The sequence below is a fragment of the Rhizobium sp. S152 genome, assembly GCF_030380735.1.
In the GTDB taxonomy this organism is placed as follows: Bacteria; Pseudomonadota; Alphaproteobacteria; order Rhizobiales; family Rhizobiaceae; genus Rhizobium.
In genome coordinates, this window is record NZ_JAUDRZ010000025.1 from 452,027 (window position 1) to 475,495 (window position 23,469).

22 protein-coding genes are annotated in these 23,469 nt (G+C 61.9%); 13 read left to right on the top strand and 9 right to left on the bottom strand.

What is annotated here, in order from left to right; all coding sequences use genetic code 11:
• Nucleotides 1-14 precede the first annotated feature (14 nt).
• From QTL95_RS18775 to copC, 5 genes are all read left to right on the top strand, one after another.
• Nucleotides 15-281, top strand: a complete 267-nt coding sequence (locus tag QTL95_RS18775) for a helix-turn-helix transcriptional regulator (RefSeq protein WP_289721429.1) — start codon at nt 15-17, stop codon at nt 279-281.
• A gap of 107 nt (nt 282-388) precedes the next feature.
• The gene (locus QTL95_RS18780; RefSeq protein WP_289721430.1) at nt 389-799 is read left to right on the top strand and encodes a hypothetical protein; all 411 of its coding nucleotides are present in this window, start codon (nt 389-391) and stop codon (nt 797-799) included.
• 78 nt (nt 800-877) lie between these two features.
• A complete protein-coding gene (locus QTL95_RS18785) occupies nt 878-2,251 on the top strand; it encodes a PepSY-associated TM helix domain-containing protein (RefSeq protein ID WP_289721431.1) in 1,374 nt (457 codons plus the stop codon).
• Between the two features lie 11 nt (nt 2,252-2,262).
• Nucleotides 2,263-2,802 carry a copper uptake system-associated protein gene (locus QTL95_RS18790; RefSeq protein WP_289721432.1) on the top strand — a complete coding sequence of 180 codons (540 nt, stop codon included), beginning with the start codon at nt 2,263-2,265 and terminating at the stop codon, nt 2,800-2,802.
• 119 nt (nt 2,803-2,921) lie between these two features.
• The gene (copC, locus tag QTL95_RS18795) at nt 2,922-3,287 is read left to right on the top strand and encodes a copper homeostasis periplasmic binding protein CopC (RefSeq protein ID WP_289721433.1); all 366 of its coding nucleotides are present in this window, start codon (nt 2,922-2,924) and stop codon (nt 3,285-3,287) included.
• A gap of 43 nt (nt 3,288-3,330) precedes the next feature.
• On the opposite strand, the gene derI is transcribed toward copC, so the two are convergent.
• The 7 genes from derI to QTL95_RS18830 form a co-directional block, all read right to left on the bottom strand.
• Complete coding sequence (gene derI, locus QTL95_RS18800; protein ID WP_037185543.1) at nt 3,331-3,786, bottom strand: D-erythrulose-4-phosphate isomerase; 456 nt, start codon at nt 3,784-3,786, stop codon at nt 3,331-3,333.
• An 11-nt stretch (nt 3,787-3,797) separates the two neighbouring features.
• Nucleotides 3,798-4,568: a triose-phosphate isomerase gene (locus tag QTL95_RS18805; protein WP_289721434.1), complete on the bottom strand. Its 771-nt coding sequence runs from the start codon at nt 4,566-4,568 to the stop codon at nt 3,798-3,800.
• A complete protein-coding gene (locus QTL95_RS18810; protein ID WP_289721435.1) occupies nt 4,565-5,341 on the bottom strand; it encodes a DeoR/GlpR family DNA-binding transcription regulator in 777 nt (258 codons plus the stop codon). The genes QTL95_RS18805 and QTL95_RS18810 overlap by 4 nt, the downstream gene beginning before the upstream one ends.
• A gap of 96 nt (nt 5,342-5,437) precedes the next feature.
• On the bottom strand, nt 5,438-6,373 hold the full coding sequence (locus QTL95_RS18815; RefSeq protein WP_289721436.1) for a sugar-binding transcriptional regulator: 936 nt from the start codon (nt 6,371-6,373) through the stop codon (nt 5,438-5,440).
• 67 nt (nt 6,374-6,440) lie between these two features.
• Nucleotides 6,441-7,373, bottom strand: coding sequence for a sugar phosphate isomerase/epimerase family protein (locus QTL95_RS18820; protein WP_289721437.1), 933 nt, complete (start codon nt 7,371-7,373; stop codon nt 6,441-6,443).
• A gap of 10 nt (nt 7,374-7,383) precedes the next feature.
• A complete protein-coding gene (locus QTL95_RS18825) occupies nt 7,384-8,895 on the bottom strand; it encodes a glycerol-3-phosphate dehydrogenase (RefSeq protein ID WP_289721438.1) in 1,512 nt (503 codons plus the stop codon).
• Between the two features lie 35 nt (nt 8,896-8,930).
• Nucleotides 8,931-10,502 (bottom strand): FGGY-family carbohydrate kinase, encoded by a 1,572-nt coding sequence (locus QTL95_RS18830; protein ID WP_289721439.1) that lies wholly within the window; start codon nt 10,500-10,502, stop codon nt 8,931-8,933.
• A gap of 798 nt (nt 10,503-11,300) precedes the next feature.
• On the opposite strand from QTL95_RS18830, the gene QTL95_RS18835 reads away from it, so the two are divergent.
• The 8 genes from QTL95_RS18835 (at nt 11,301) to QTL95_RS18870 (ending at nt 21,107) form a co-directional block, all read left to right on the top strand.
• Nucleotides 11,301-11,957, top strand: coding sequence for a DUF2291 domain-containing protein (locus QTL95_RS18835; RefSeq protein ID WP_289721440.1), 657 nt, complete (start codon nt 11,301-11,303; stop codon nt 11,955-11,957).
• A complete protein-coding gene (locus QTL95_RS18840; protein ID WP_289721441.1) occupies nt 11,954-13,498 on the top strand; it encodes a sugar ABC transporter ATP-binding protein in 1,545 nt (514 codons plus the stop codon). Before QTL95_RS18835 ends, QTL95_RS18840 begins: the two co-directional genes overlap by 4 nt.
• A 22-nt stretch (nt 13,499-13,520) precedes the next feature.
• The gene (locus QTL95_RS18845; RefSeq protein WP_289721442.1) at nt 13,521-14,573 is read left to right on the top strand and encodes an ABC transporter permease; all 1,053 of its coding nucleotides are present in this window, start codon (nt 13,521-13,523) and stop codon (nt 14,571-14,573) included.
• Between the two features lie 96 nt (nt 14,574-14,669).
• Nucleotides 14,670-15,617 carry a D-ribose ABC transporter substrate-binding protein gene (locus QTL95_RS18850; protein WP_289721443.1) on the top strand — a complete coding sequence of 316 codons (948 nt, stop codon included), beginning with the start codon at nt 14,670-14,672 and terminating at the stop codon, nt 15,615-15,617.
• Between the two features lie 121 nt (nt 15,618-15,738).
• A complete protein-coding gene (locus QTL95_RS18855) occupies nt 15,739-16,578 on the top strand; it encodes a DeoR/GlpR family DNA-binding transcription regulator (RefSeq protein WP_289721444.1) in 840 nt (279 codons plus the stop codon).
• A 35-nt stretch (nt 16,579-16,613) separates the two neighbouring features.
• Entirely contained in the window at nt 16,614-18,152 is a 1,539-nt protein-coding gene (locus QTL95_RS18860) for an FGGY-family carbohydrate kinase (protein ID WP_289721445.1), read from the top strand.
• 12 nt (nt 18,153-18,164) lie between these two features.
• Nucleotides 18,165-19,901, top strand: coding sequence for a glycerol-3-phosphate dehydrogenase/oxidase (locus QTL95_RS18865; RefSeq protein ID WP_289721446.1), 1,737 nt, complete (start codon nt 18,165-18,167; stop codon nt 19,899-19,901).
• 147 nt (nt 19,902-20,048) lie between these two features.
• Nucleotides 20,049-21,107 carry a YihY/virulence factor BrkB family protein gene (locus QTL95_RS18870; RefSeq protein WP_289721447.1) on the top strand — a complete coding sequence of 353 codons (1,059 nt, stop codon included), beginning with the start codon at nt 20,049-20,051 and terminating at the stop codon, nt 21,105-21,107.
• Nucleotides 21,108-21,115: 8 nt separating this feature from the next.
• Here the strand turns inward: QTL95_RS18870 and tehA are convergent, their stop codons facing one another.
• Nucleotides 21,116-22,141, bottom strand: coding sequence for a dicarboxylate transporter/tellurite-resistance protein TehA (gene tehA / locus QTL95_RS18875; RefSeq protein ID WP_289721448.1), 1,026 nt, complete (start codon nt 22,139-22,141; stop codon nt 21,116-21,118).
• Nucleotides 22,142-22,251: 110 nt separating this feature from the next.
• The gene (locus QTL95_RS18880) at nt 22,252-23,454 is read right to left on the bottom strand and encodes an MFS transporter (protein WP_289721449.1); all 1,203 of its coding nucleotides are present in this window, start codon (nt 23,452-23,454) and stop codon (nt 22,252-22,254) included.
• Nucleotides 23,455-23,469: the final 15 nt, after the last annotated feature.

Genomic DNA, 23,469 nt, shown 5'->3' on the forward strand with positions numbered 1-23,469 from the left:
GGCGACTGTGACAGATGGGTCAAGCTCAAGACTGCAAGATTTTGACACCAGCCCTATGTCGGGCAGCCCGCGCCTTCCTCGACTGGACCCAGGTGGACCTGTCCGAGCGGGCAGGAGTGTCTCGCAGCACTGTCAGAGACTATGAAGGCGGCCGCCACGATGTGCACCGCGCGACCGCTGCTCAGCTCAAACTTGCCCTTGAGACGGGCGGAATCGCCTTTGTAACCGTCGACGACGGAAAGATTGCCGTCTGTCAGCGAGACGACGCTCCGAGCCACTAACGAAACCTCGCCGCACCACGGGCGCCGCATCTCGGGCAACAATGTCGCATTGCAGTTTGCGAGTGACGACTCTATCAACGATCCGCGCCTGAGTGGCGGGGGAAAACATGCAGCGTGGTTTGGACAAACTGGAGCAGTGGCTGGTGCGCATCATTTGCGCCGTCGCGCTTCTGTTCGTCGGCTTTGCCCATCAGGTACCGGCGCTGGCGAGTGATCCAACTGATCCCGCACACTATGCCGCCTATACCCTTCCGGACGGAACACTTCCCTCTCTCTGCATCACCCTTAAGGACGACGACGGGAAGGCGACCCCGGATCACAAAGCATCCGGTCAGGGCTGCGAGGCCTGCCGGATCGGTGCGGCCGTGCTCTTGCCAACGCCGACCGATATCATTGGCACGGCTGTCTCCTTCCTGGCCCAAGCGGCCCCGGCACGCGGCACCGAAGCGTTTCGCCGGCAGATTTATCCGCCGAATACCGGCCCCAGAGCCCCACCTGCCGACCCGATCATCAGTTGAACCGCGCGTCAGCCGTGGCTGAGGCGTGCCTCTTTCTCGGCTGCGTTCTGAGCGCCGTCACGGATTCGGAATTTGATCATGTCTACCATTGCGTCCGCCACACCGGCGGAGAACACCGCATCGGGTGCTTCACTTTACCGCGCCATCTGGCGCTGGCATTTCTTCGCCGGACTTCTGGTTATCCCGTTCATGCTCAATCTGGCGATCACCGGTTCGATCTATCTTTTCAAGGATGAGATCAACGACACCTTCTTTGCCTATCGCTACAACGTCGCTGCAACCGATCAGCCGCTGGCGCCGGAAGCAATCACAGCAATCGCTGCGGCAGCCGTTCCCGGCTCAACCGTCACAACCTATAAGGACCCGGCGACGCCCGAGCGTTCGGCGATCGTGACGGTTTCCGATGACAAGGGCTCCACCCTTGTTTTCGTCAACCCCTATGACGGCAAGGTGCTCGACACCGTCGGCTCGACCGAGGAGTTCAACTATGTCGTCAAGCGCATCCATAGTCTGGCGCTCTTTGGGGACTTGCCGAACAAGCTGATAGAAGTGACCGGCGGCTTCGCCATGGTGCTTGTCGTCACCGGCATCTATCTCTGGTGGCCGCGTCGGCAGACGGGCGGCGTCGTCACGGTTCGTGGCACTCCGGCTCGCCGGGTCTTCTGGCGCGACATGCACGCCGTGACCGGCGCCTTCGCCGGTATCTTGATACTCTTCCTGGCAGTCACTGGCATGCCTTGGTCGGGATATTGGGGATCGAACGTTCAGGCATGGCTCGGCAACCACGGTCTTGGCTACCCCGCCCAACTTTGGGACGACGTACCGAAGTCGCAGAAGGTGGCCCAGGATATCCTGCCGGTGGTGGGATGGACGGTGGAGCAAGCCCCGGTGCCGCTATCGGACATCGCTGCCGCCCAATCGAAAAAGCCGATCGGCTTGAACAAGGCAGTCGAAGTCGCCAAGGCAGCAGGCCTGACACCGGGCTTCGACGTCGCGATTCCCACCGATGAAACCGGCGTCTATTCGGCGGCGATCTATCCCGACGACCTCTCCAGGGAACGGATGATCCATATCGATCAATATTCCGGCAGGCCGCTGGTCGACATCGACTATGATCAGTACCCGGCGTTCGGGAAAGCGATCGAATGGGGCATAAACGTTCACCAAGGCCAGGAATTCGGCCGCGCCAATCAGCTCCTGATGCTCGCCACTTGCCTGACGATCATCCTCTCCTGCGTCACGGGTGTCGTCATGTGGTGGAAACGCCGGCCTGCCGGGCGGCTCGGGGTGCCGCCACAGCCGCCGCAACGGCCGATCTATATAGGCCTCTGGTCAATCGCACTGGTCTTCTCCCTGGCTTTTCCGCTGACCGGTATTGCCATCCTCGCCATGGTTGCGATCGATCAGGCGATTATTCGTACGATCCCACCGCTCCGGCGCGCATTCTCGTGAGGTGGCTGGCGATGAAAAAGGCGATCCAACTCGCAATATGCGCCTCGGCCATGCTGGCGGGCTTCGTTTCGGTAGGAAACGCGCAGACGCACCAGATGAACATGAGCGACAGCTCTATGGCCATGCCGATGGACATGGAGCCGAACGTGCCAGCGGAAGATCCCTTACAGGCGATTCCGGCAACGTTGAAAACGATGTTCGACCGCCCCGACAAGCCGCTGACAGTCGGCCCGGTTGTCGTTCAGGGCAACTGGGCGATCGCGGGCTGGCGACAGGACGAGCGAGGCGGCCGCGCTCTGCTCAAGAGGGGACCGCGCGGATGGCGGCTGCATCTTTGCAGTGGCGACGGGATAAAGGATGCCGCATCGCTGGAAAAGATCGGCCTATCGGCTGACGACGCCAAGGCGCTTTCCGTTTCTCTTCACGACGCGGAAGCCGAGCTCGATGCGGCCACCATCAGCCTGTTCGCGAGCTTTGAAGGCACTGTAGTTATGCGCGAAGAAGCCGAAAGCGAAAACGGCCATGCCGGACACGCTGGTCATGCGCAATGAACAGACACACAGCAAACATCGCGCGACCTGTTCGCGCGCTCTGTCGCTCGCCTTCGATCATTTCCGGCGAGCGATCCCTCGGCACACAACAAAGCTAAAATCAAAAGAGTGAGCTCATCATGAAAAGACTATCACGCATCACATCAGCAGCGCTTGTCATCACCGCATTGGCAGCCGGTCAGGCCTTCGCCCATGCACATCTGAAATCGGCCGTTCCGGCAGACAAGGCGTCAGTATCGGCACCGGCAGAACTCGACCTGACCTTCACCGAGGAACTCAATCTGAAGTTCAGCGGGATCAAGGTATCCGGCCCCGACAAGGCGGACGTAAGCCTTGGCGACGCTTCATTGAAGGATGAAGGGAAGGTTTTGGCGGTTCCCGTTTCCGCAACGCTTGCGCCTGGCGAATACACGGTCGACTGGCACGTTCTCTCGACGGACGGGCACAAGACGAACGGTAGCTACACCTTCACGGTAAAGCCATGATCGAAAAGGTGGCCGGCGCATGCCGGCCACCTGTCTTGCGCTCTTACCGAGCGTTGTACTTCGCGTCGAGCTCGTCCATGGCGGTCACGTTACCGGCCGAGCGACCGTTCTGATCGAAGGTCTGGGCGAGGAACGCGTCGGCGATCGACTTTGCAAGCTCGGGACCGATGACGCGCGCACCCATGGTGATGATCTGCGCGTTGTTGGACAGAGCGGCGCGTTCGGCCGAGTAGGTGTCGTGCGTCTGCGCGGCGCGGATTCCCGGAACCTTGTTGGCCGAGATGCAGACGCCGATGCCGGTGCCGCAGACCAGGATGGCCTTGTCATAGGTGCCATCGATCACGCCGGATGCGACGCGCTCGGAAAGGTTGGCGTAGAAGGGGTCGAGACCGTCATTGGTGCGCGAGACCTCATGCACCTCGAAGCGGTCCTTGAGGTGATCGGCCAATACCTTGGCAAGACCTTCACCGGCACTGTCTCCTGCAATCGCAAGCTTCATCATCGTTCTCCTTAGAGTTTGGCGGCGCATTTCGCCAGGATGTCGAGGTAGCCCTCGACGTTCCAGGCGGAACGGCCGATGAAGAGCCCGTCGATATGAGGGCTCGAAATCAGTTCTTCGCAGTTCTGCGGATTGACCGACCCGCCATAGAGGCAGGGGATCTTGCGGCCGAGTGCGGCTTCCGCGACCGCGATGATTTCCGCCTGGCGCGCATCAGCATAGTCGGCGGTGGCAGGAATGCCGTTTTCGCCGATTGCCCAGACCGGTTCGTAGGCCAGGAGGATTTCCGCCGACTTTTGGGTGTCGGACAGCTTGGAGAGCGCGCCGCGTACCTGCACGGCCAGGATTTCGGCCGCCTTGCCGCTCTCGCGGTCGGCAAGGGTCTCGCCGATGCAGATGAGCGGGATCAGCCCATGGCGCACGGCCGCTTCGGTCTTCAGCCCGACGGTCTCATCCGTCTCGCCGAAAAACTCGCGGCGTTCGGAATGGCCGAGCTCGACGATATCCAGGCCGCAATCCTTCAGCATGACCGGCGAAACCTCGCCCGTCCAGGCGCCCTGATCCGCCCAATGCATGTTCTGCGCACCGACCTTGACCGATGTGTTGGCCAGCATGCGCTTGACTTCACGCACGGCAGTGAAGGGCGGGATGACGAAACGCTGGATGCGCGCGTCGCGGGCCGCATCGGCCGCTTCCAGGCCACGTGCGAAATGCTCGGCTTCCGCGAGCGTCTTGTTCATTTTCCAGCTGGTGCCAATCCAGATGCTTGGTTTATCGGTCATACCCGTTCCTGTGTTGCAGCGACGGTGAGCGCGATGCCCGCCCGGTCGAATTCGTCGAGAACAGCGGCCACCGGCGCGCTGTCAGTGATTACGCTGTCGAAATCCGCAAGGTCCGCCATGACATGCAAAGCGGTCTGCCCGAAACGCTGGTGATTAACCAGCAGGCAAGTTCGTGCAGACGAAGAGATCATTGCCCGCTTGGCGCGGACGACATTGTCATCCATGTGATAGGCCCGACCGGCACTGACCGCCGGCGTCGAAATGAAGGCTATATCCGCTCTGAGGCGCGCCAGCGCCTCTTCGGTCACAACGCCAAGATAGGCGTTGAACTTTGCGGAATAGATGCCGCCAAGCGCGATCAGCGTGATCCCGTGTTCACCCTTCAGCCGCTCCATGATCGCGGCGTTGTTGGTGATGACGGTCAGCGGTCGCTTCTGCAACAGCATCTCACCGAGCACGGCGGCCATGGATCCATCATTGACCATCACGGTCATGCCGGGCTCCACCATGGCAAGCGCCTGCTGTGCCATCGCGACCTTGGCATCCCCGCCCTGGCGTTCACGAATACGGAAGTCGCTTTCGAACTGCATGCCGGCGTCGATCGTCGCCCCGCCGCGTACCTTGCGCAGAACGCCCGCCTGTTCCAGATCGTCGAGATCGCGGTGAATGGTCATTTTGGAAACGCTGAAGCGTTCGGCAAGAGCGTCGACATCGACGGTCTTGTCTTCAACAAGCAGATTGACGATCAGCTGCTGTCGCTCTTCGCGCTTCATGGCCATAACCTTTATCACCGCAAACGTAACATTGATTGCGTGAAAAGCAACATTTTTCTATGTTATTATGTGACATAAATATGTTGCATTGCGGAATTATGTGAGAAGAGTTCGCGCTGTCCGTTCGTCGGTGATCAGCCCATGCAGGCGGCGGCTTCGCAGAATGGCGCGGATGGCCGGCACCTTCGCGTGCCCGCCCGCCAGAGCAACGAGGCGCTCCTTGTGCGTCGTGGGAAAGGATGCCGAAAGCGTGCGTGCCGTCAGCGCCGTATCCAGAATCTGGCCATCGTCATTGAAGAAGTGCCCGAGGATTTCGCCGACACCGCCGGCCGCCGCGATATCGTCGATTTCGCCGGGCTCGACCATGCCAGACAGAACCAGCTGGGCCTCCGCATCGACCGTGCCGAGGCCGACGAGCTTCAGGTCGGCCTCGTTGGCGAGGTCGAACACTTCCTTGACGCCGCGCTGCGCGCGCAGCACCTCGCGATCCTCCGCGGTATTGGCGAAGAAGGGAACGGGCATGACATAGGCATGCGTTCCCGTCTTTTCCGCGATCCGATGCATAACGTCGTAGGGGTTGGCCCCGTAGTTTCTGGTGAGCCCGCCGAGCAGCGATACGAAGCGCAGCTCCCTGGTATTGACACGCGGCATGTATTGCACGGCAGCAGAGAGGGTACGTCCATGCCCCAGGCCGATGACCGCGTGGTCGCCATGCTCTATCTCGCGCTTCAGATAACCGGCACCGGCGTGACCCAGCGCGCGAAGCGGCAAGCCTTCCTCGCCAAGATCCGGCGCGACTTCGCAATATTGCAGGCCGAAGCGCTCGGCTAGGCGCGTTTCCAGCTCGACGCATTCGACGATATCGCCGTCGATCGTGACCTTAACGACACCCTCCGCGACGGCCCGCGCGATCAGGCGATGCGCCTTCACGGACGGAATGCCGAGGCGGCGAGCAACGTCCGACTGTGTCAGCCCGCCCGCATAGTGAAGCCACGCCGCCCGCACGGCGAGCGTATCATCGGCATCCGTCATCACCGCTCCCTTCAGATCATGAACGGCGATTCCGCCGGTCCGCAGCCAGCCGTTGTAGATGGCCGCGTCATATCTTCAAGTCTGCCGAACCCGTATCGATATGCGGCGCCCAGAAGGCGACGCTTTCGGCGATCTGCGAAATGACCTCGCGGTCATTCGGCTCGCGCTCCTTGAAGGAAAGCTCGAGGCAGATTTCGTTGTCTTCCGCCCCGCCCTTCGCGAAAGCCTCCAGCAGCGGCGCAGGTTGGATGCGGCCCTTGGCGTTGAACGCAGCCGTGAACGGCCGGTGGCCGCCCTTGTCCATCAGGCTCTGCTTGATGTGGATGATCGGTGAGACCTTGGGCACTGCGCGAGCCCAGGCATAGGGATCGAAGTCGTCGGGATTGGCCGAAGTGACGTCGCCGTGATCGATATCGGCCATCATCCACATCGGCACGGCCATGTCGGCTGCCGTGAGACGCGACTGCAGCGACAGACAGGCCTCGATCGTTTCGCCGAACTCACGCCCGACGCTCATCGGCTCCCAGAAAATGTAGGAAAGGCCGGCGTCCTTCGCATGCTCGGCGACTTCACTCCAGCAGTCGATGGCGATCTTGATCAGTTCCTCGCGCCGGGCGGCGTCGTCGAAGTCCTTGTAGGTGAAGATCGCGAACTGCGTGCCGACGGAATGCCCCCCGAGATCGGCGGTGATGTCGGCGAATGTCTTGAACCAGTCGACGTAGTAGCGGCGCACATCCGCATCCGGGTGGCCGAAATGGTTCAGCCGCCCGTAAGGCCCCGTCATGCCCGACGTCACGCGAACGCCCGTCCGGTTCAATGCCGCGCTCATCTGGCGCGTCAGCCGGCGAATGACCGGTGCCTGCCAGCTCGGATTGATGAACTCATGCGTCAGCTGCAGGTCGCGGATGCGCAGGTCCCGCGCCACGGTTTCGATGAGGTCGTCGGGATCGGCGAAGCGGTTCACCAGCGGATTGGTGTTCAGCGAAAGCGTCAATGGCATCGATACGTCCTCAGGCGGCGGCAAGACGGGACGAGGCGAACCATTCGGCGAAAGCCGCCCGCTCCGCTTCGCTCAGGTGGAGGTAATGCTTTGTGCGGCGGTAGAGAATGTCTTCGGCCGTCTCCGCCCACTCGCTGGCCACGAGATAGCGCGCCTCGGCCTCGTACAGCTGACCGCCGAAGTAGCGTCCGAGCCCCTGCACATCCGTTGCGCCGGCAACGATGTTCTTCGCGCGGGTGCCGTAGAGCCGTCCGTAGTGATGCACGAGCTTGCGGGGCATCCATGGATAGCTGTCGCGCAAGCTGTTTGCGAATGTCTCGTAATCGGCATTCGGCATGTCCCCGCCCGGCAGCGGAACCTTCTCGGTCCAGTCGCCGCCCATGTTCGGGAAGATGTGCTTCAGGCGCTGCATGCCGCGTTCGGCGAGTTCGCGGAAGGTCGTGATCTTGCCACCGAAGACATTGAGCAGCGGCGCCCCGCCGGTTTCGTCGAGATCGAACACGTAGTCGCGGGTGACGGCGGACGGATTGCCCTTGCCATCATCGAACAGCGGGCGGACGCCGGAGAAGCTGTGCAGCACGTCCTGGCGGCGAAGCTTTTCCTTGAAGTAGCGGTTCACGGCCTTCAGCAGATAGTCGATCTCGGCCTCGTCGGCGGCCACATCCTCGGCCCGGCCTTCATAGGCGATGTCGGTCGTGCCGATCAGCGCCTTGTCGCCCTCGTAGGGATTGATGAAGATGACGCGTTTGTCGTGGTTCTGAACGAGATAGGCGTTCGAACCGGCCCAGAACTTCGGAACGATGATATGGCTGCCCTTGACCAGGCGCACGTTGCGGCTGGAGTTGGAGCCCGCGACGCGATTGATGATATCGCTCACCCATGGACCGGCGCAGTTGACCAGACATTTGGCGCGGAATGTCCGCGTCTCGCCACTGGTGCTGCTTTTCGTGGTGATCAGCCATTGCCCGCCTTCGCGGCGCGCGGAGACCGCCGGCGAGCGGGTCAAGATAAGCGCGCCCTTCTCGGCTGCGCCGACGGCATTCAAGGTTACAAGACGCGCATCGTCGACCCAGCAGTCCGAATATTCGAAACCGCGGGGATATTGATCGAGGATAGGCGTCCCCTCGGGATCGCGCAGCAGGTTGAGTGTACGGGTGCCCGGCAGCTTCTTGCGGCCGCCGAGATGGTCGTACAGAAACAGGCCGAGACGGACCAGCCAGGCAGGACGATCTTCCGGGCTATGCGGCAGCACGAAGCGCATCGGCCAGATGATATGCGGCGCGGCGTTGAGAAGCACCTCGCGCTCGATCAGCGCTTCGCGAACGAGGCGGAACTCGTAATATTCAAGATAGCGCAGACCGCCATGCACCAGCTTGCCGGAGCGTGAGGATGTTCCCTGCGCCAGATCGTCCTTTTCGCAGAGCGCGACTTTGAGGCCGCGGCCGGCCGCGTCGCGGGCGATGCCCGCGCCGTTGATGCCGCCGCCGATGACGAAGAGATCGAGGATTTCGGGTTCAGTCATATCATGCTCCCTCGGATGCGCGTCGCATCCACGAACTAGTTTACCGGCGATGTCGCCGCGGCTTTGGCCATCGTCTCCCAGACAGAGGGCATGGCCTTTCGAATATCGGTGTAGGCGGAGAACAGCAGATCGAAGCGCGCGGCTTCCTCGGCGACCGGCGTTTCCGCCTCGCCGAGCAGAGGCGTCACCCAGTCGGCAATGCAGTCGTCCATCGTGCTGTAGGCGCCGATGGCCACGGCAGCCATCATTGCAGCACCTGCGGCACCGGTTTCCTCGCGGCGCGAGAGCCGGATCGGCGCATTGATCGAGGCCGCAAGCGAGCGACGTAGCGCGGCAGAGCGCACCGCGCCGCCGGTAATCCGCAGCTCTTCCGGCATGTCGCCCATGGCGGCGTAGCAGTCGCGTGTCGCCAGCGCCAGGCCTTCGACCACGGCGCGAACGAGATCCGGATAACCGTGGCGGACAGACAGACCGGAGAAACCGGCGCGCGCCTGCGCATTCACGAAGGGACCGCGTTCGCCTGCCTCCGAGATATAGGGATGATAGACGACGGACCCCGGCTGGCTCTCGGAGAACCAGCGGTCGATACGGGCCACAAGCTCTCCGTGGGTCGTGGGCTTGCCTGCCTCCGCCATCAGATAGGCCGCCATCTCGAGCAGCCAGTCGATATTGATGGTCGAGCCCATGTTGGTCTGAACCTGGGTGACCGTGTCGGGGATCGGCAGGGCAATGACATAACCCGTGCCTTCGTGGTTCAGGTGAACATCCGCGACCGACTTTGCGCGCAGATGCACGCCGGTCGAGCCAATGGTGGAGCAGGCGGCGTTGCGGCCGCCGCTTCGAACGCCGGCGCCAAGCGCCGTCATCACCATATCGACATAGCCAAGGCTGACGGGCGTGCTGGCCAGAAGCCCGCAAGCACTCGCCGCCTCAGCCGTGAGGGGATGGGTAGTCCGGGTGCCGTCGATGATTTCAGGGAGCAGGCCGCGGCGACGGGTCAGCCCCAGCGCCTCGATGGCGACAGGCGAATAACGTCGCGTCCTGAAATCGCCGAAGGTGAAGCTTGCCTCGGAAGGATCCGTTGCGCGCACGCCGGTGAAATTGAGGTAGAGCCAGTCCTTGCAGTGAAGCGCAGTCTCGGCCCGATCGAGAAGTTCGGGCTGCACCCGATCCATATGCGCGAGCTGGGCGCCCTGCTGGCAGGTATTGAGGCCGGTGCCCGTCTGCTCGAAGCGGGCCCTATCGGCCGCGCTGCCGGCAAGTGAAACGACAGTCGGCGCGGCGCGCGCATCAAGCCACAGCCACGCATCGCCGACAGGCTGGTTTCCGGAGCCGACAAGCCAGGTCCCATCGCCCTGCCCGGTTACTGAAATCGCTGCGGTCCGCGACGCGAGATCATCGACCTTTTCTCCGAGACCGCGGATCGCTGCCACGCAATCCTGCCAGGTCTGGCTTAGCGATTGCGTAGCCGAACCATCGCTGCCGCTCGAATATTTGTTGCGAACCGATGCTGCAGCAATCTGATTGCCGGAAAGATCGAAGGCGACTGCCTTGATAACGGACGTTCCCGCATCGATACCGATGATGACCTGGCGGCTGGTATCCATGACAGACTACCCAATCACCGTATCAAGCGTCGCCAACGGCCGAACGCGTGTCGATTTCATCTTTTAATCCTCCCGATCAGCGAATGGCCGATGACGCTCCGGATTCACCGATCGCACAGGCGATGAGCTCGCCAGTCGCAGCGAGCCGGGAATTCGGCATCTTTGGAAACCTCCCACAGGCCTCGTCAAAAACATAACACAGAGATATCATTATTCCAGTAAGATTTTTCTAGCAATGAAATTTTTTTCAGGTAAAATTACGGACATGGGAGACGAGAGCGCTTGGCACGACAGCGACCGCCTCATGCGTCTCCATCGGCAATCCAAAATCGGCGCATTGCAATTTTTCTTTTAAAATCATACTATTAATAGTGTTTATCGCGGCCACTTCTTTTCCGTCTTCGGGCTCGATGAGTAAAGGGCGGCGTCTGCAAATGAAACGTTCTGCAGCATTTCAGGAAGACCCGACATAAAATTCCGACCCATAACCAGTTGACAGATACGAAATTTGATAACATGATTTTTGGCATAAATACCACTTACCTATCATGCAGGCATCCCTGCTGAGAGGAGAATGGGAATCGTATCGCTGGAGGAAATAGGCGACGGTTCTTTACGGAGGAGGTTCGGATGCGCATTTTTCTCGCTTATAACCACGCCGCCGGCACAGATCGGCGCTGCCCGCTTCGGCGCTCCGCCACGGCTTCGAGCACTCGCCGTCTTCGATGACGCCGCGAGGCTTTCGCCGGCACTCTCCTCACTCGACTTAATTCCGACCAGCTACAGGGGTCGTCCACAATGACTACGCAGTCCGCCCACGCAGTATCCGCGCCTGGCAAAGGCAATCTGAAAATCGTCATCGGCGCCGTCGTCGCTGTCGCCGTCATCGGCGCGATCGCCTTCGATACGAAGGTCGTCAAGATCGGCTCCGACGGCGACGTGAGGCAGCAGGCGTTCTCGCCGGAATCCTTCGGCGCCGAGAAGTTCCCAGCCATCCAGGCCGATGTCGTGAAAAGAGCCGTGCCCGCGGCGGAACTGGCAACCGCCATAGCCGCCGACAAGAAGGCGGCGGGCGAGAAATACGGTGTTGCCACCACCACCGGCCCAGTCATTCCGGTAACGCTGACCGGTACCTTCAGCACGCGCAAATCCAATACCAACGAAATGAAGATCGACGGATTGCCTCCCGAGACGGTGGTCCGTGTCCAGACCGGCCCTGCGGTCAACGGCACGGACCTCCGCGATGCCACCGGCACCATCGAATTCGGCCAGTTCACCAACCAGATCCAGTATCAGGACGCGGGTTCGGCCATCAACAACGAGATGAAGAAGACCGTCTTCGGTGGCATCGATCCGGAGCAACTCGACGGCAAGACGGCAACCGTCGTCGGTGTCTTCAAGCTCATCAATCCGAAGAACTGGCTCGTCACTCCCGTCAAGGTCGACGTCAAATGAGCGAGCCGATGCGCACATCCGAAGACCACCGCGGCGAAGTCGTCCTCGCCGCCCGCAACATCGCCAAATCCTACGGCAGCGTGCACGCTCTGAAGGGCGTGAACTTCGACATCCATCGCGGCCAGGTGACGACGCTGTTCGGCGAAAACGGTGCCGGCAAGTCGACGCTGATGAAGATCCTTTCCGGCGTCGTGCAGCCAACCTCGGGTGAAATCGTTCTCGATGGCGAGCCGATCAGCTTCAGCTCGTCCACGCATGCCCGCGAAAACGGCATTTCGATCATCCACCAGGAACTCAGCCTCGCGCCGAACCTCAGCGTGCGCGACAACATCTTCATGGGCCGCGAGATCATCACGGGCGGCATGGTCGATTTCACCGAGGAAGAACGCCAGACGCGTCTTCTGATGGAGGAGTTGGAAGAGGAAATCGATCCGCTGACGAAGGTCGAGGACCTGCGTCTCGGCCAGCAGCAGATCGTCGAGATCGCACGCGCGCTCTCGGTAAACTCGCGCATCCTCATCATGGACGAGCCCACTTCGGCGCTGAGCGCCACCGAAGTCGAAGTGCTGTTCAAGGTCATTCACGATCTTACCAGCCGCGGTGTCTCGATCGTCTATATCTCGCACCACCTCGAAGAGGCGCTGCAGATCACCAATCACGCCGTCGTCCTGCGCGATGGAACGATGACCGCCTATGCCGAGCGCAAGGATATCGATCTCGAGTGGATCGTCCGCAACATGGTGGGCGACAATTTCGATCTCGGCAGCCCGCCTGACGGCTACGAGTTCGGCAAGGCTGCGCTTTCGATCGACGGGTTGACCGTTCCCGGCCCGTCCGGTTCCACCTACAACTCCGTCGACCGCCTGTCGCTTGATGTCCGCGCCGGCGAAGTCGTCTGCATCTACGGCCTGATGGGTGCGGGACGCACCGAACTTCTGGAGTGCGTGGCCGGAAGGCTGCGGTCCAGCGGTGGCGCCATCCGCCTCGAGGGCCGCGACGTCGGCCATCTGAGCATTGCCGGACGCATCGCGAGCGGCCTGGTACTCGTGCCGGAAGATCGCCAGCGTGACGGCCTTGTGCAAACCATGACGGTTGGATCCAACCTCTCGCTTGCCAGCATCGGCGCCTTCACCAAGGGGCTCTTCACATCCAGCCGGCGCGAACGCGCGCTGGTCGATGAATCCATCCGCAAGGTGCACGTCAAGACCGACGGCGGCGAGGCGGCCATCGGCTCGCTGTCGGGCGGCAACCAGCAGAAGGTGGTCATCGGCAAGATGCTGGCAACCGAACCGAAGGTCATCCTCCTCGACGAACCGAGCCGCGGCATCGACATTGGAGCCAAGGCGGAGGTGTTCAAGCTGCTCGCCGAACGCGCGAAACAGGGTCTCGCCGTCATTTACTCGACCTCGGAAGTCAACGAATGCCTGAGTATCGCGCACCGCATCATCGTCATGCACCGCGGCAAGATCACGGCTGAATTCGGTGCCGAAGTCACCAAGGAAAAGATCATGGCTGCCTCCGGCGAAGCCGTGGTGCACTAGCCCGAACTATGGAGCACTGATCATGTCAGTCACAAACATCACGGAAAAGAAGTCAGTGTCGAACGGGCAGAAGCGCAATACCAATATCGTTCGCCTCATCCTTGAAGGTCGCGCATTCTTCGCGCTGATCGTCATCATCGCGGTCTTCTCGTTCCTGTCGCCTTACTACTTCAGCCTGAACAACTTCCTCACCATGGCCTCGCATGTCGCGATCTTCGGCATTCTTGCGATCGGCATGCTCCTGGTCATCCTGAACGGCGGCATCGACCTTTCGGTCGGCTCGACGCTCGGTCTGGCGGGCTGCATCGCGGGCTTCCTGATGCAGGGCGTTACGCTCAATGCCTTTGGCGTCATTCTCTATCCGCCCGTCTGGGCGGTCGTCGTCCTCACCTGTGCTGTCGGCGCCATCGTCGGCGCCGTCAACGGCGTGCTGGTGGCATACTTGAAGGTCCCGGCCTTCGTCGCATCGCTCGGCGTTCTCTACGTCGCCCGCGGCATCGCGCTGCTGATGACCAACGGTCTTACCTACAACAACCTCGGTGGACGCCCCGAGCTCGGCAACACCGGCTTCGACTGGCTCGGTTTCAACCGTCTGGCAGGCATTCCGATCGGCGTCATCGTGCTGGCCGCGCTCGCAATCATCTGCGGCATCGTGCTCAGCCGCACCGCTTTCGGCCGCTGGCTCTACGCATCGGGCGGCAATGAACGCGCCGCCGATCTGTCGGGCGTCCCGGTCAAGCGCGTCAAGGTTATCGTTTATGTTCTCTCGGGTATCTGCGCCGCCATCGCAGGCCTGGTTCTTTCGTCGCAGCTGACATCGGCTGGCCCGACTGCCGGCACGACCTATGAACTGACGGCAATCGCCGCGGTCGTGATCGGCGGCGCCGCGCTGACGGGTGGTCGCGGTACGGTTCGCGGCACGATGCTCGGCGCCTTCGTCATCGGCTTCCTGTCGGACGGTCTCGTCATCATCGGCGTCTCCGCCTACTGGCAGACCGTCTTCACCGGCGCGGTCATCGTGCTCGCCGTCCTCATGAACAGCATCCAATACGGGCGCCGGGCCAAATCGTCCTGACGCTTGCAGCAGAACTTGTCCGCAACGGCAGGCGCCGATTGGGGAAAGCACCGCCGGTCATCGGCAACAACAGAGCTCACAAATGGGAGAGAGACTATGTTTAAGAAGGGCATGCGCATTCTACTGGCCGCAGCGGCTGTAGCACCGATCCTCGTCAGCACCGCATGGGCAGCCGGCCAGATGACGATCATCGTCAACGACCCGTCCAACCCCTACTGGTTGACGGAAGGCAATGTTGCCAAGGCAACGGCTGAAAAGCTCGGCTACACCGCTTCGGTTAGCGCGCACAAGGGCGACACCAACACCGAGAGCAACCTGATCGACACCGCCATCACCAACAAGTCGGTCGCGATCATTCTCGACCCGGCAAACGCCGATGGCTCGGTCGGCGCGGTGAAGAAGGCTGTTGCCGCCGGCATCCCGGTCATTCTCGTCAATGCCGAGATCAACCAGGAAGGCCTCGCCAAGGCGCAGCTCGTCTCCAACAACGCCCAGGGCGCCGCCATCGGTGCTCAGCAGTGGGTCGAAGCCGTCGGCGACAAGGGCAAGTATGCAGAGCTGTTCGGCTCTCCGTCGGACAACAACGCCGCTACGCGCTCGAACGGTTACGAGACGGTTCTGACCCAGTACCCGGATCTGCAGAAGGTCGCCAAGGAAGTCGCCAACTGGGACCGTACGCAGGGCCACAACAAGATGCAGTCCATGCTGCAGGCAAACCCCGATATCATCGGCGTGATCTCCGGCAACGATGAAATGGCTCTCGGCGCCATTGCCGCGCTGAAGGAAGCCGGCAAGCTCGCCAACGTCAAGGTTGGCGGTTTCGACGGTTCGCCGGACGCGGTTGCCGCCATCAAGGCCGGCGAACTGCAGTACACCGTCCTGCAGCCGGTCGCCGTCTTCTCGGAAGAAGCCGTCAAGCAGGCCGACAACGTCATCAAGAACGGCAGCACCGGCGCCAAGAGCGAAAAGCAGCTCTTTGATTGCCTGCTGATCACTAAGGACAATGTCGACAAGTACACGGCTCCCTTCGTCCTGGAGCAATAATAGCCTGGAGGGCGCCCTCGCGGACGCCCTCTTCGACCTTCCAACCGCTTTCCGCCTTCTTTGCCTTGGCATGGCAATCACTATACGAAGCTGGGGTCTTGAATTCAGCGAAGGGTGACCCGTGACACAGAAGAGAGATCAGGGTGATGAACTGTTGGATCAACTGACCAGCGACAGCCGCCAGACGCGCCAGGTTGCGCGCCGCCGCATGATCGCCGAGGCCGTGATGAGCGAAGGTTCGATGCGGATCGAGGATCTCACTGATCGCTTCGGCATCAGCCTGATGACCGCCCACCGCGACGTCGACGAACTCGTCAGCCGCGGCATCTTTCGGAAAACTCGCGGCATCGTCACGGCGGCAGCCACCAACCTGATCGAATCCAGCGACGTCTATCGCTCAAGCCGCCAATCGGCCGAGAAGAAGATCATCGCCGAGGCGGCCATGCAGTTCGTCGAACCGGGTCAGGCAATCTTCTTCGACGATTCCACCACCGTCCTGCAGATGGCGCCGCATCTCTCCTCGAAGGTGCCGATCACGGCCATTACAAATTCGCTGACGTTGATGAATGCCTTGACCGGCATGCACGACGTGACCCTGATCGGGCTCGGCGGCCAGTATTACAACTGGTGCAACGCCTTCATGGGACGCATGACGATCAGCGAAATCAAGGCGCTTCGCGCCGATGTCGCGTTCATTTCGATGTCGGCGATCAACGACGGCATCGTCCTGCATCAATCGCCGGAAACCGTCGATACCAAGCGCGCCATGTTCGACTGTTCGGTCAAGCGGATCCTGCTTTCCGATCATACCAAGTTCGAGCGCCGGGCACTCCACAGCTTCGCGGCGCTCGACGAATTCGACGTCGTCATCGTCGATGACAAAACTCTTCCCGTCCACATCGACCGGATGCGATCGAGAGATATCAATGTTGTCGTAGCCAAGGCCGGCGGCGGACGCTGACCAGACGCGGCACGACAGGAGAAAGGTGAATACGCATGCCGAGTCTTCTCGGAATCGATAGCGGTCTGACCGTGACCAAAGCCGTCATCTTCGATATCGACGGCACACCCATCGCCGTTGCCCGGCGACGCGTCACGCAGATCATACCGAAACCGAGACATGTCGAACGTGACATGCACGAATTGTGGTCGGCAACGGCAGAGGCGATCCGCGAGGCCATCGCGCTCAGCGGCCGTCCGGCAACCGACATCAAGGCAATCGCCGCCACCGCGCACGGCGACGGCATCTACCTTCTCGACAGTGAGCAGCAGCCGCTTGGCCACGGCATCCTGTCGCTCGACAGCCGGGCCGGCACGATCGTCGACCATTGGGCGCGCACCGGCGTTGCCGATGAGGCGATCAAGGTGACCGGCCAGGTTCCTCACGTCTCCGCACCATCAGCACTTCTTGCCTGGATCCGCGACAACGAGCCCGAACGCTTCGCGCGGATCGGCCACATCATGAGCTGCAAGGATTGGCTGCGCTTTTGCCTCACAGGCGTAGTCGGCACCGACCGTACCGAGGCCAGCACCTCTTTTACCGACGTTCAGACGCAGGACTACAGCGAAACGGCATTGCGTCTCTTCGTCCTGCAGGACCTCTCCCCGGCCCTCCCACCCACATCTCGCTCCGACGAGATCATCGGCGGTGTTACAGCCGAGGTCGCGCGCCTCACGGGCCTCGCGGAAGGCACGCCCGTCGCGGCCGGGCTGCATGACGTGACGGCGTCGGCGCTCGGCGCGGGAGGCTATGGCGAGGGCATCGTCGCCGTGATCGCCGGAACCTATTCGATCAACGAGACGCTGTCGGCCGAACCGCGCGTCGATCGCCGCTGGTTCTGCCGCAACGGCATTGCGCCCGGCGTCTGGAACTCGATGTCGATCTCGCCGGCTTCGAGCGCAAACTACGAATGGTTCATCGAGAAGCTGTGCGCCAGCGAGTGGGCCAGCTGCGAGGCAGCAGGCAGCTCGATCCATGCCCTGCTGGCAAAGGAGATCGATGCCGCCTTCGCCCGCCCATCCACGGCGCTTTTCCATCCCTATCTCTTCGGCTCGCCCTATGGCGCCTCGGCAAGCGCAAGCTTCTTCGGGCTCAGCGGCTGGCACGATCGTGGCGACATGCTGCGGGCCGTGCTTGAGGGTATAGCCTTCAACCATCGCATCCATGTGGATGCGCTACGCGAAGGGTTCTCGTTCGGTGAAGCCAGGCTTGCCGGCGGCGTTTCCCGCAATCCGGCTGTGGTTCAGATGTTCGCCGATGTGCTTAACATGCCCGTCACCATCACAGGCACGGATGAGGCAGCGGCCTGGGGAGCGGCCCTTTGCGCCGGTTCGGCGGTCGATATCTACGCTGATCCTCAAAGCGCCGCTGCCGGGCGCAAGCACGGCGCAACCTGCCTGCCGGACCCGGCCCGTAGCGCCGAATACGAAAAGCGCTACCGGGTCTTCCTGGAGATTGCCGAAGCGATGGCGCCGGTCTGGCCGAAGATCACCGGCCTGGCACAGGAAGGCGCGGCCAATGCCGCAGCAATATAGGACGACAGTATCATGACATCAGACACGCTTGAGCGCGGCTCGGACACTCGCGGCAACGATATCGACGTCGTCATCCTCGGAGCCGGCATCAACGGCGCCGGCCTCTTCCGCGATCTTGCCCTGCAGGGCATCAACTGCATGATCATCGACAAGGCGGACTTCGGGTCCGGGACGAGTGCTGCACCGTCACGCCTCATCCATGGCGGCCTGAAGTACCTGGAAACAGGAGAGTTCGGGCTCGTCGCGCAATCGACGCTCGAGCGCAATCTTCTCTTGAAGAACGCGCCGCATTGCGTCGAAGCTTTGCCGACCTTCATCCCGGTGTTCTCCTGGACACGCGGCATAGGAGCGGCGATCCGCACCCTGTTCGGCTCGAAGACGGCACCACGCAGCCGCGGCGCCGTTCTTATCAAGATCGGGCTGGCGCTCTACGATTTTTTCGGCTCGCGCGATCGCGTCATGCCGAAGCACCGGCTGATATTGAAGAGAAAAGCCAAGCGCGAGATGCCGCATGTCACCTCTGCGATCGTCGCGGGCGGCATTTATTACGACGCCAAGATCAGCCGGCCGGAGCGACTGGTCTATGAACTCGTGAGAGACGGGCTGGAAGCGAACCCCGGATGCGGCGCGGAGAATTTCACCAGCCTCGTCTCGCGCTCCGGCGGCGAGCTGCGCTTCCGGCGCGACAACGGCACGGAATTCTCGGTGCGGCCGAAACTTGTCGTCAACGCCGCCGGCCCATGGATCGACCATGTCAATGAAGCGCTCGGCGCACCGTCGCGTCTCATCGGCGGGACGAAGGGCTCCCATATACTGATCGATCACCCCGAGCTGGTGCGCAGTCTGAATGGTCACATGATCTACTTCGAGGCCGATGACGGGCGCATCTGCCTGGTCTATGGCTATCTCGGCCTCGCGCTGGTCGGGTCGACGGATATCCCGAGCAAGGATCCCGACAACGTGAACTGCGAAGATCCCGAGATCGATTATTTCCTGCAGAGCCTTCGTTCGCTGCTGCCAACCTTGCGCTTCGATCGCGACCAGATCGTTTACACCTATAGCGGCATCCGTCCCCTCCCCGCCTCCGACGGTACCGCGCCGGGCCTGATCAGCCGCGACCATTCGGCTCCCGTCATCGAAGCCGGCGGCGATCGACCGTTTGCGATCATGTCGCTGGTGGGCGGCAAGTGGACGACGTTCCGCGGCTTTGCCGAGGAAGTCGCCGACAGCGTTCTGTCCCGTCTCGGACAGCCGCGCCGGCAATCCACGCGCTACCTCGCGATCGGCGGCGGCAGAGGATTTCCAGCGGATGCCTCGACACGCCGGCGGTTCCTCGACAAGCTCGCGACCGGACTGACACCCGCGCGCGCCGAAGAGCTTCTTGCGCGCTATGGAACGACTTCCGAGGCAATCGCAGCCTTTCCCTCGGAACATTCGGATGAAAAGCGGATAGCGGGAACTGCAGACTACAGTTTCAAGGAAATCGACTGGATCGTCCGCAACGAACTTGTCACACGTCTTTCCGATATCGTCCTGCGCCGCACGACGATCGCGATCGAGGGCAAGTTGACACTCGACGGCTTGCGGGACATCGCCGGTATCGCCGCAGTGGCACTTGGCTGGGATGCGGCGCGTCGTGAAGCGGAGATTGACGACGTCGTCTTGCTGCTTCAAAAATTCCACGGTCAGAGACTGACAAGCGGCGTAGCCGAACGCGAGATTGGGAAGAACGCGCTTCCGGGCGGCTGAGCGCCTTCGAATTGCAGCCTCCGCGTGGCGCCCCAACGGCGCCATTCGATACCAGCCGCGCAAAGTCGCACTCCTGTTTTGCATCTTTTTGCTTCAAGCGGCGTTATTGCCAACGAAGTCAATCGGTTGCAACCAGGTGCGCCACCCATGAAAAGTCAGAAAGCAGCTCCACTGATCATTGCCTCGCTGGGATTTCTCGGCCTTATTGCAATCCTGCGAAGTGGCGACAGTCATGCTCGGCTTGCCGAAGCCGCCGGGGACCACGCGCGAGGTAGAGATGCAGCGGTTCCCGAGGCCATTCCAGCAAAAGGGCTTCGCGATGTGCTGTGGCGCGTGGTCCACGAGATATCGAAAGACCGCGTGACGCTGATTGCGGGCGGTGTGACATTCTATCTGTTGCTGGCGCTCTTCCCGGCACTCGCCGCGCTCGTCTCGATATACGGACTGGTTGCCGACCCGGCGACGATGGCCGATCACCTGCGCGAACTGGCTGGCCTGTTGCCGCCGGGTGCCTTCGACCTGATTGCCGACCGAATACAGAAGCTCGTCGAGACCCGCAGTTCAACGCTTGGCATGACGTTCTTCGTCGGTCTCGCGGTCGCACTCTGGAGCAGCCACAGCGCAACACTTGCCATCTTCGACGCCATGAATATCGCATATGAAGAGACGGAGAAGCGCGGATTGATCCGGCTCAATCTACTGGCGCTCTGCTTTACCGTCTGCGCCATGCTGGCGGCAGCCCTGGTGATCGGCCTCGTGGCTGTGATGCCCGTGGCGCTCTCCTTCCTGTGGCTGGATCAGGTAAAGGAACATCTGGCACTCTTCCTGCGCTGGCCGCTGCTTCTCTTGGTTACCGTGGCATCGACCACTGCCGTCTACCGTTTCGGTCCGAGCCGGGAACCTGCCAAGCTTCGCTGGATGACCTGGGGCGCCGTCCTCGTCTCGGTCCTCTGGTTTGCGATGTCGATGGGCTTTTCCTTCTACCTCGACCACTTCGCCAACTACAGCGCGACCTACGGCACTTTGGGCGCGCTGATCGGCTTTTTGGTCTGGGCATGGCTTTCGATCGTCATCCTGATCGTTGGCGGAGAGCTGAACGCGGAGCTCGAGCATCAGACGGCCATGGACACGACGACGGGTTCGCCAAGGCCCATGGGACTGCGGGGCGCTTATGTGGCGGACACGCTCGGGAAGGAAGCGGACTAACTCGTCTGCTATGCGGCTTTCGGAGGGACCACGGCAGCGGGCGCTGGCAGAAGCTTGCCGCGGACCAGAAGTACGATCGTCCCGACGGCAACCCCGATGACGACGATATTGGCGATCGCGAATAACAGCGGCGCCAGCAGCTCCGCAGGACCCGTATCGCCGCGCGCCACCATGCGCGACGCCGCCGTGGACAGCGCGGTGATGCCGAAGGTGAAGGCCCAGTAGGAAGCAGCGAAGGGTTGCTTCGCGATCCAAGGAAGCATGCGGCAGAGAAGCATCGTTTGCAGGATCGCATAGCCCAGCATGGCATGAACAAGCATATCCGGCACACCGCTGGTGACGCTGAGATAGGCGACCGCGCCGACGGCCGGTGGAGCAAGCTGGATGCCGAGCGTGGGCCGCAGCGGCGCGGCAAGCGCCGGCCCCGTCAGCAGCCGGTTCATCAGAACGGATTCGATCGCCAGCCAGGAAAAGAAGCCTGCGCCGAAGGCGAGCTGACCCCAATCCGCATGGCCCATGGCTCCCGCGACGATCGCGGTGACGAAGGAACCGGCAACGGTCGGCAGGTAGAGCACCGCCGTTGTTGTTGCGGGATCACGCTCGCCGCGCCACAGAATTCCCGTGCGCCACAAGGCGAAGAGTACCGTGAAGAGCATGCCTGCTATAAGGAGAAGCGTGGCAGCCTTCCGCGAATAGGGCAGCACCGCGAGTGCGATCAGCATGGTCGACACACCGGCAAGGCCGATGAAACAGCATTGAACAGGATTTTCGGCTTCCGCCAGCGCGGCAGGCCGCGCGACAACCCACTTGGCAGCGTAGAGCACGACGAGAACCAGCCAGACGATAACCGCCAAAGCGTTGATTGCCTCGCCAATCGTCGCCGGCAGCGGCCAAATCGCGGCAGCCGCGCGCCAGCTGTTTCCGAGCCCGGCAAGGCCGAGCACGATGCCGAAAAAGGCTGCCGGAACGGGAGGAACGCGGCTCGCGCGGTTAGGCGGCGCACCTGTGTTGGGCAACGACACATCCACCGCCATCCTGCAACCTCCGCTCCGGCCTCGTACGCGAACGCTGCGGTCGGCAGATGGTCGCGACATTGCTGGAGCGAACCATTGCACCAGGGCGTGCGCGGTGCAAGGGGGGCAACTCAGCGACGGCGCTTGCGCCTGTCGAAAAACAGGAGAAGTCCCAGGCCGACGATACCGGCCGCCGCACCGATCAACGCGGTGCCGGAGTAGCTGCTGAGACCGGTGCCGATGGCAAACAACAAGGCGCTGAGGCCGGCGCCGAGGAAGATGTTGACCGAGATCAGCGCGCTGCCGAGGCCCGGGCGCTCGGCGATCAGGTCCTGAAGGTAGGTGATCGGAATGCTGATCAGCGCTGCAGCGCCGATGCCGCTGATCAGGGTCAGCGCGTAGACGTGCCAGGGCTGCGAGGCGAGGCCGAGCAGGACGAGGTAGACGATATAGATGCTGGTGCCGATGGCGAGCGCGGTGACGTTGCTCATCACCCGCTGCGCGCGGCCCCAGACGACGATGAAGACCACCTCGAGGAAGGCGACGATGCCGACCAGGATGCCAACATCGGCGACCGTACCATGCGCCGCGTCGGTGACGATCAGCGGCAGGATGGCCCCGTTGACGTGTAAGGTACTGCTGATCAGCGCCACCGCAACGACCCGGATGAGCACAGGCGGCGAAACGACCTCTCCCAGGGCCGCAAGGTAGGACAGATGGTGTGTGGCCGCATGGTCGGTGCCGCGCTGGCGCGGCAGATAGGCCGCGATGAGAACGAGACAAATGACGCAGGCTATCCCGGCGAAGAGATAGGCCGGAAGCATGCTTGTCGACCGCGACAGCAGGATGCCGGTGACGCCGGGCACGAGCACCCAGGACAGCGAGATCATGGCGCGGACGCCGGAATTGACGGTCGCGACCTCGTTGCGCGGCATGCCGCGCGTCGCCGCGCGGACATTGGCGAAAAGCAGCGAATTGAGCGAGCCGTAGATTGGCAGCAACAGCAGCGCGCTGACGATGAAGGTAGCCTGCATCGGCAGGATATAGATCGAGCCGTACCCGAGGACACCGAAGACGGCCGCCGACACCATCATCGTGCGGTATTCACCGAGTCGGTCGGCGAGATTGCCGAGCAGGATGCTGACGATGACATTGACTGCGGCGGCGGAGAAGATCAGCACGGAATAAAGGCCATTGCTGAGCCCAAGTTCGCGAATGCCGACGACGGATTGGTAGGGCGAGGTTGCGGCGCCGGCTATGCCGAAGGCGAAGATCGCAAACATGCTGACCCGGATCGTCGGGTCGCGGAAGACATCGGGAAGAAAGCGGCTCATGTCGGATATCGGGGC

Coding starts and splice junctions, on each gene's coding strand:
- QTL95_RS18775 (WP_289721429.1), top strand. CDS start 15: ATGGGTCAAGCTCAAGACTGCAAGATTTTGACACCAGCCCTATGTCGG.
- QTL95_RS18780 (WP_289721430.1), top strand. CDS start 389: ATGCAGCGTGGTTTGGACAAACTGGAGCAGTGGCTGGTGCGCATCATT.
- QTL95_RS18785 (WP_289721431.1), top strand. CDS start 878: ATGTCTACCATTGCGTCCGCCACACCGGCGGAGAACACCGCATCGGGT.
- QTL95_RS18790 (WP_289721432.1), top strand. CDS start 2,263: ATGAAAAAGGCGATCCAACTCGCAATATGCGCCTCGGCCATGCTGGCG.
- copC (WP_289721433.1), top strand. CDS start 2,922: ATGAAAAGACTATCACGCATCACATCAGCAGCGCTTGTCATCACCGCA.
- derI (WP_037185543.1), bottom strand. CDS start 3,786: ATGAAGCTTGCGATTGCAGGAGACAGTGCCGGTGAAGGTCTTGCCAAG.
- QTL95_RS18805 (WP_289721434.1), bottom strand. CDS start 4,568: ATGACCGATAAACCAAGCATCTGGATTGGCACCAGCTGGAAAATGAAC.
- QTL95_RS18810 (WP_289721435.1), bottom strand. CDS start 5,341: ATGAAGCGCGAAGAGCGACAGCAGCTGATCGTCAATCTGCTTGTTGAA.
- QTL95_RS18815 (WP_289721436.1), bottom strand. CDS start 6,373: ATGACGGATGCCGATGATACGCTCGCCGTGCGGGCGGCGTGGCTTCAC.
- QTL95_RS18820 (WP_289721437.1), bottom strand. CDS start 7,373: ATGCCATTGACGCTTTCGCTGAACACCAATCCGCTGGTGAACCGCTTC.
- QTL95_RS18825 (WP_289721438.1), bottom strand. CDS start 8,895: ATGACTGAACCCGAAATCCTCGATCTCTTCGTCATCGGCGGCGGCATC.
- QTL95_RS18830 (WP_289721439.1), bottom strand. CDS start 10,502: ATGGATACCAGCCGCCAGGTCATCATCGGTATCGATGCGGGAACGTCC.
- QTL95_RS18835 (WP_289721440.1), top strand. CDS start 11,301: ATGACTACGCAGTCCGCCCACGCAGTATCCGCGCCTGGCAAAGGCAAT.
- QTL95_RS18840 (WP_289721441.1), top strand. CDS start 11,954: ATGAGCGAGCCGATGCGCACATCCGAAGACCACCGCGGCGAAGTCGTC.
- QTL95_RS18845 (WP_289721442.1), top strand. CDS start 13,521: ATGTCAGTCACAAACATCACGGAAAAGAAGTCAGTGTCGAACGGGCAG.
- QTL95_RS18850 (WP_289721443.1), top strand. CDS start 14,670: ATGTTTAAGAAGGGCATGCGCATTCTACTGGCCGCAGCGGCTGTAGCA.
- QTL95_RS18860 (WP_289721445.1), top strand. CDS start 16,614: ATGCCGAGTCTTCTCGGAATCGATAGCGGTCTGACCGTGACCAAAGCC.
- QTL95_RS18865 (WP_289721446.1), top strand. CDS start 18,165: ATGACATCAGACACGCTTGAGCGCGGCTCGGACACTCGCGGCAACGAT.
- QTL95_RS18870 (WP_289721447.1), top strand. CDS start 20,049: ATGAAAAGTCAGAAAGCAGCTCCACTGATCATTGCCTCGCTGGGATTT.
- tehA (WP_289721448.1), bottom strand. CDS start 22,141: ATGGCGGTGGATGTGTCGTTGCCCAACACAGGTGCGCCGCCTAACCGC.
- QTL95_RS18880 (WP_289721449.1), bottom strand. CDS start 23,454: ATGAGCCGCTTTCTTCCCGATGTCTTCCGCGACCCGACGATCCGGGTC.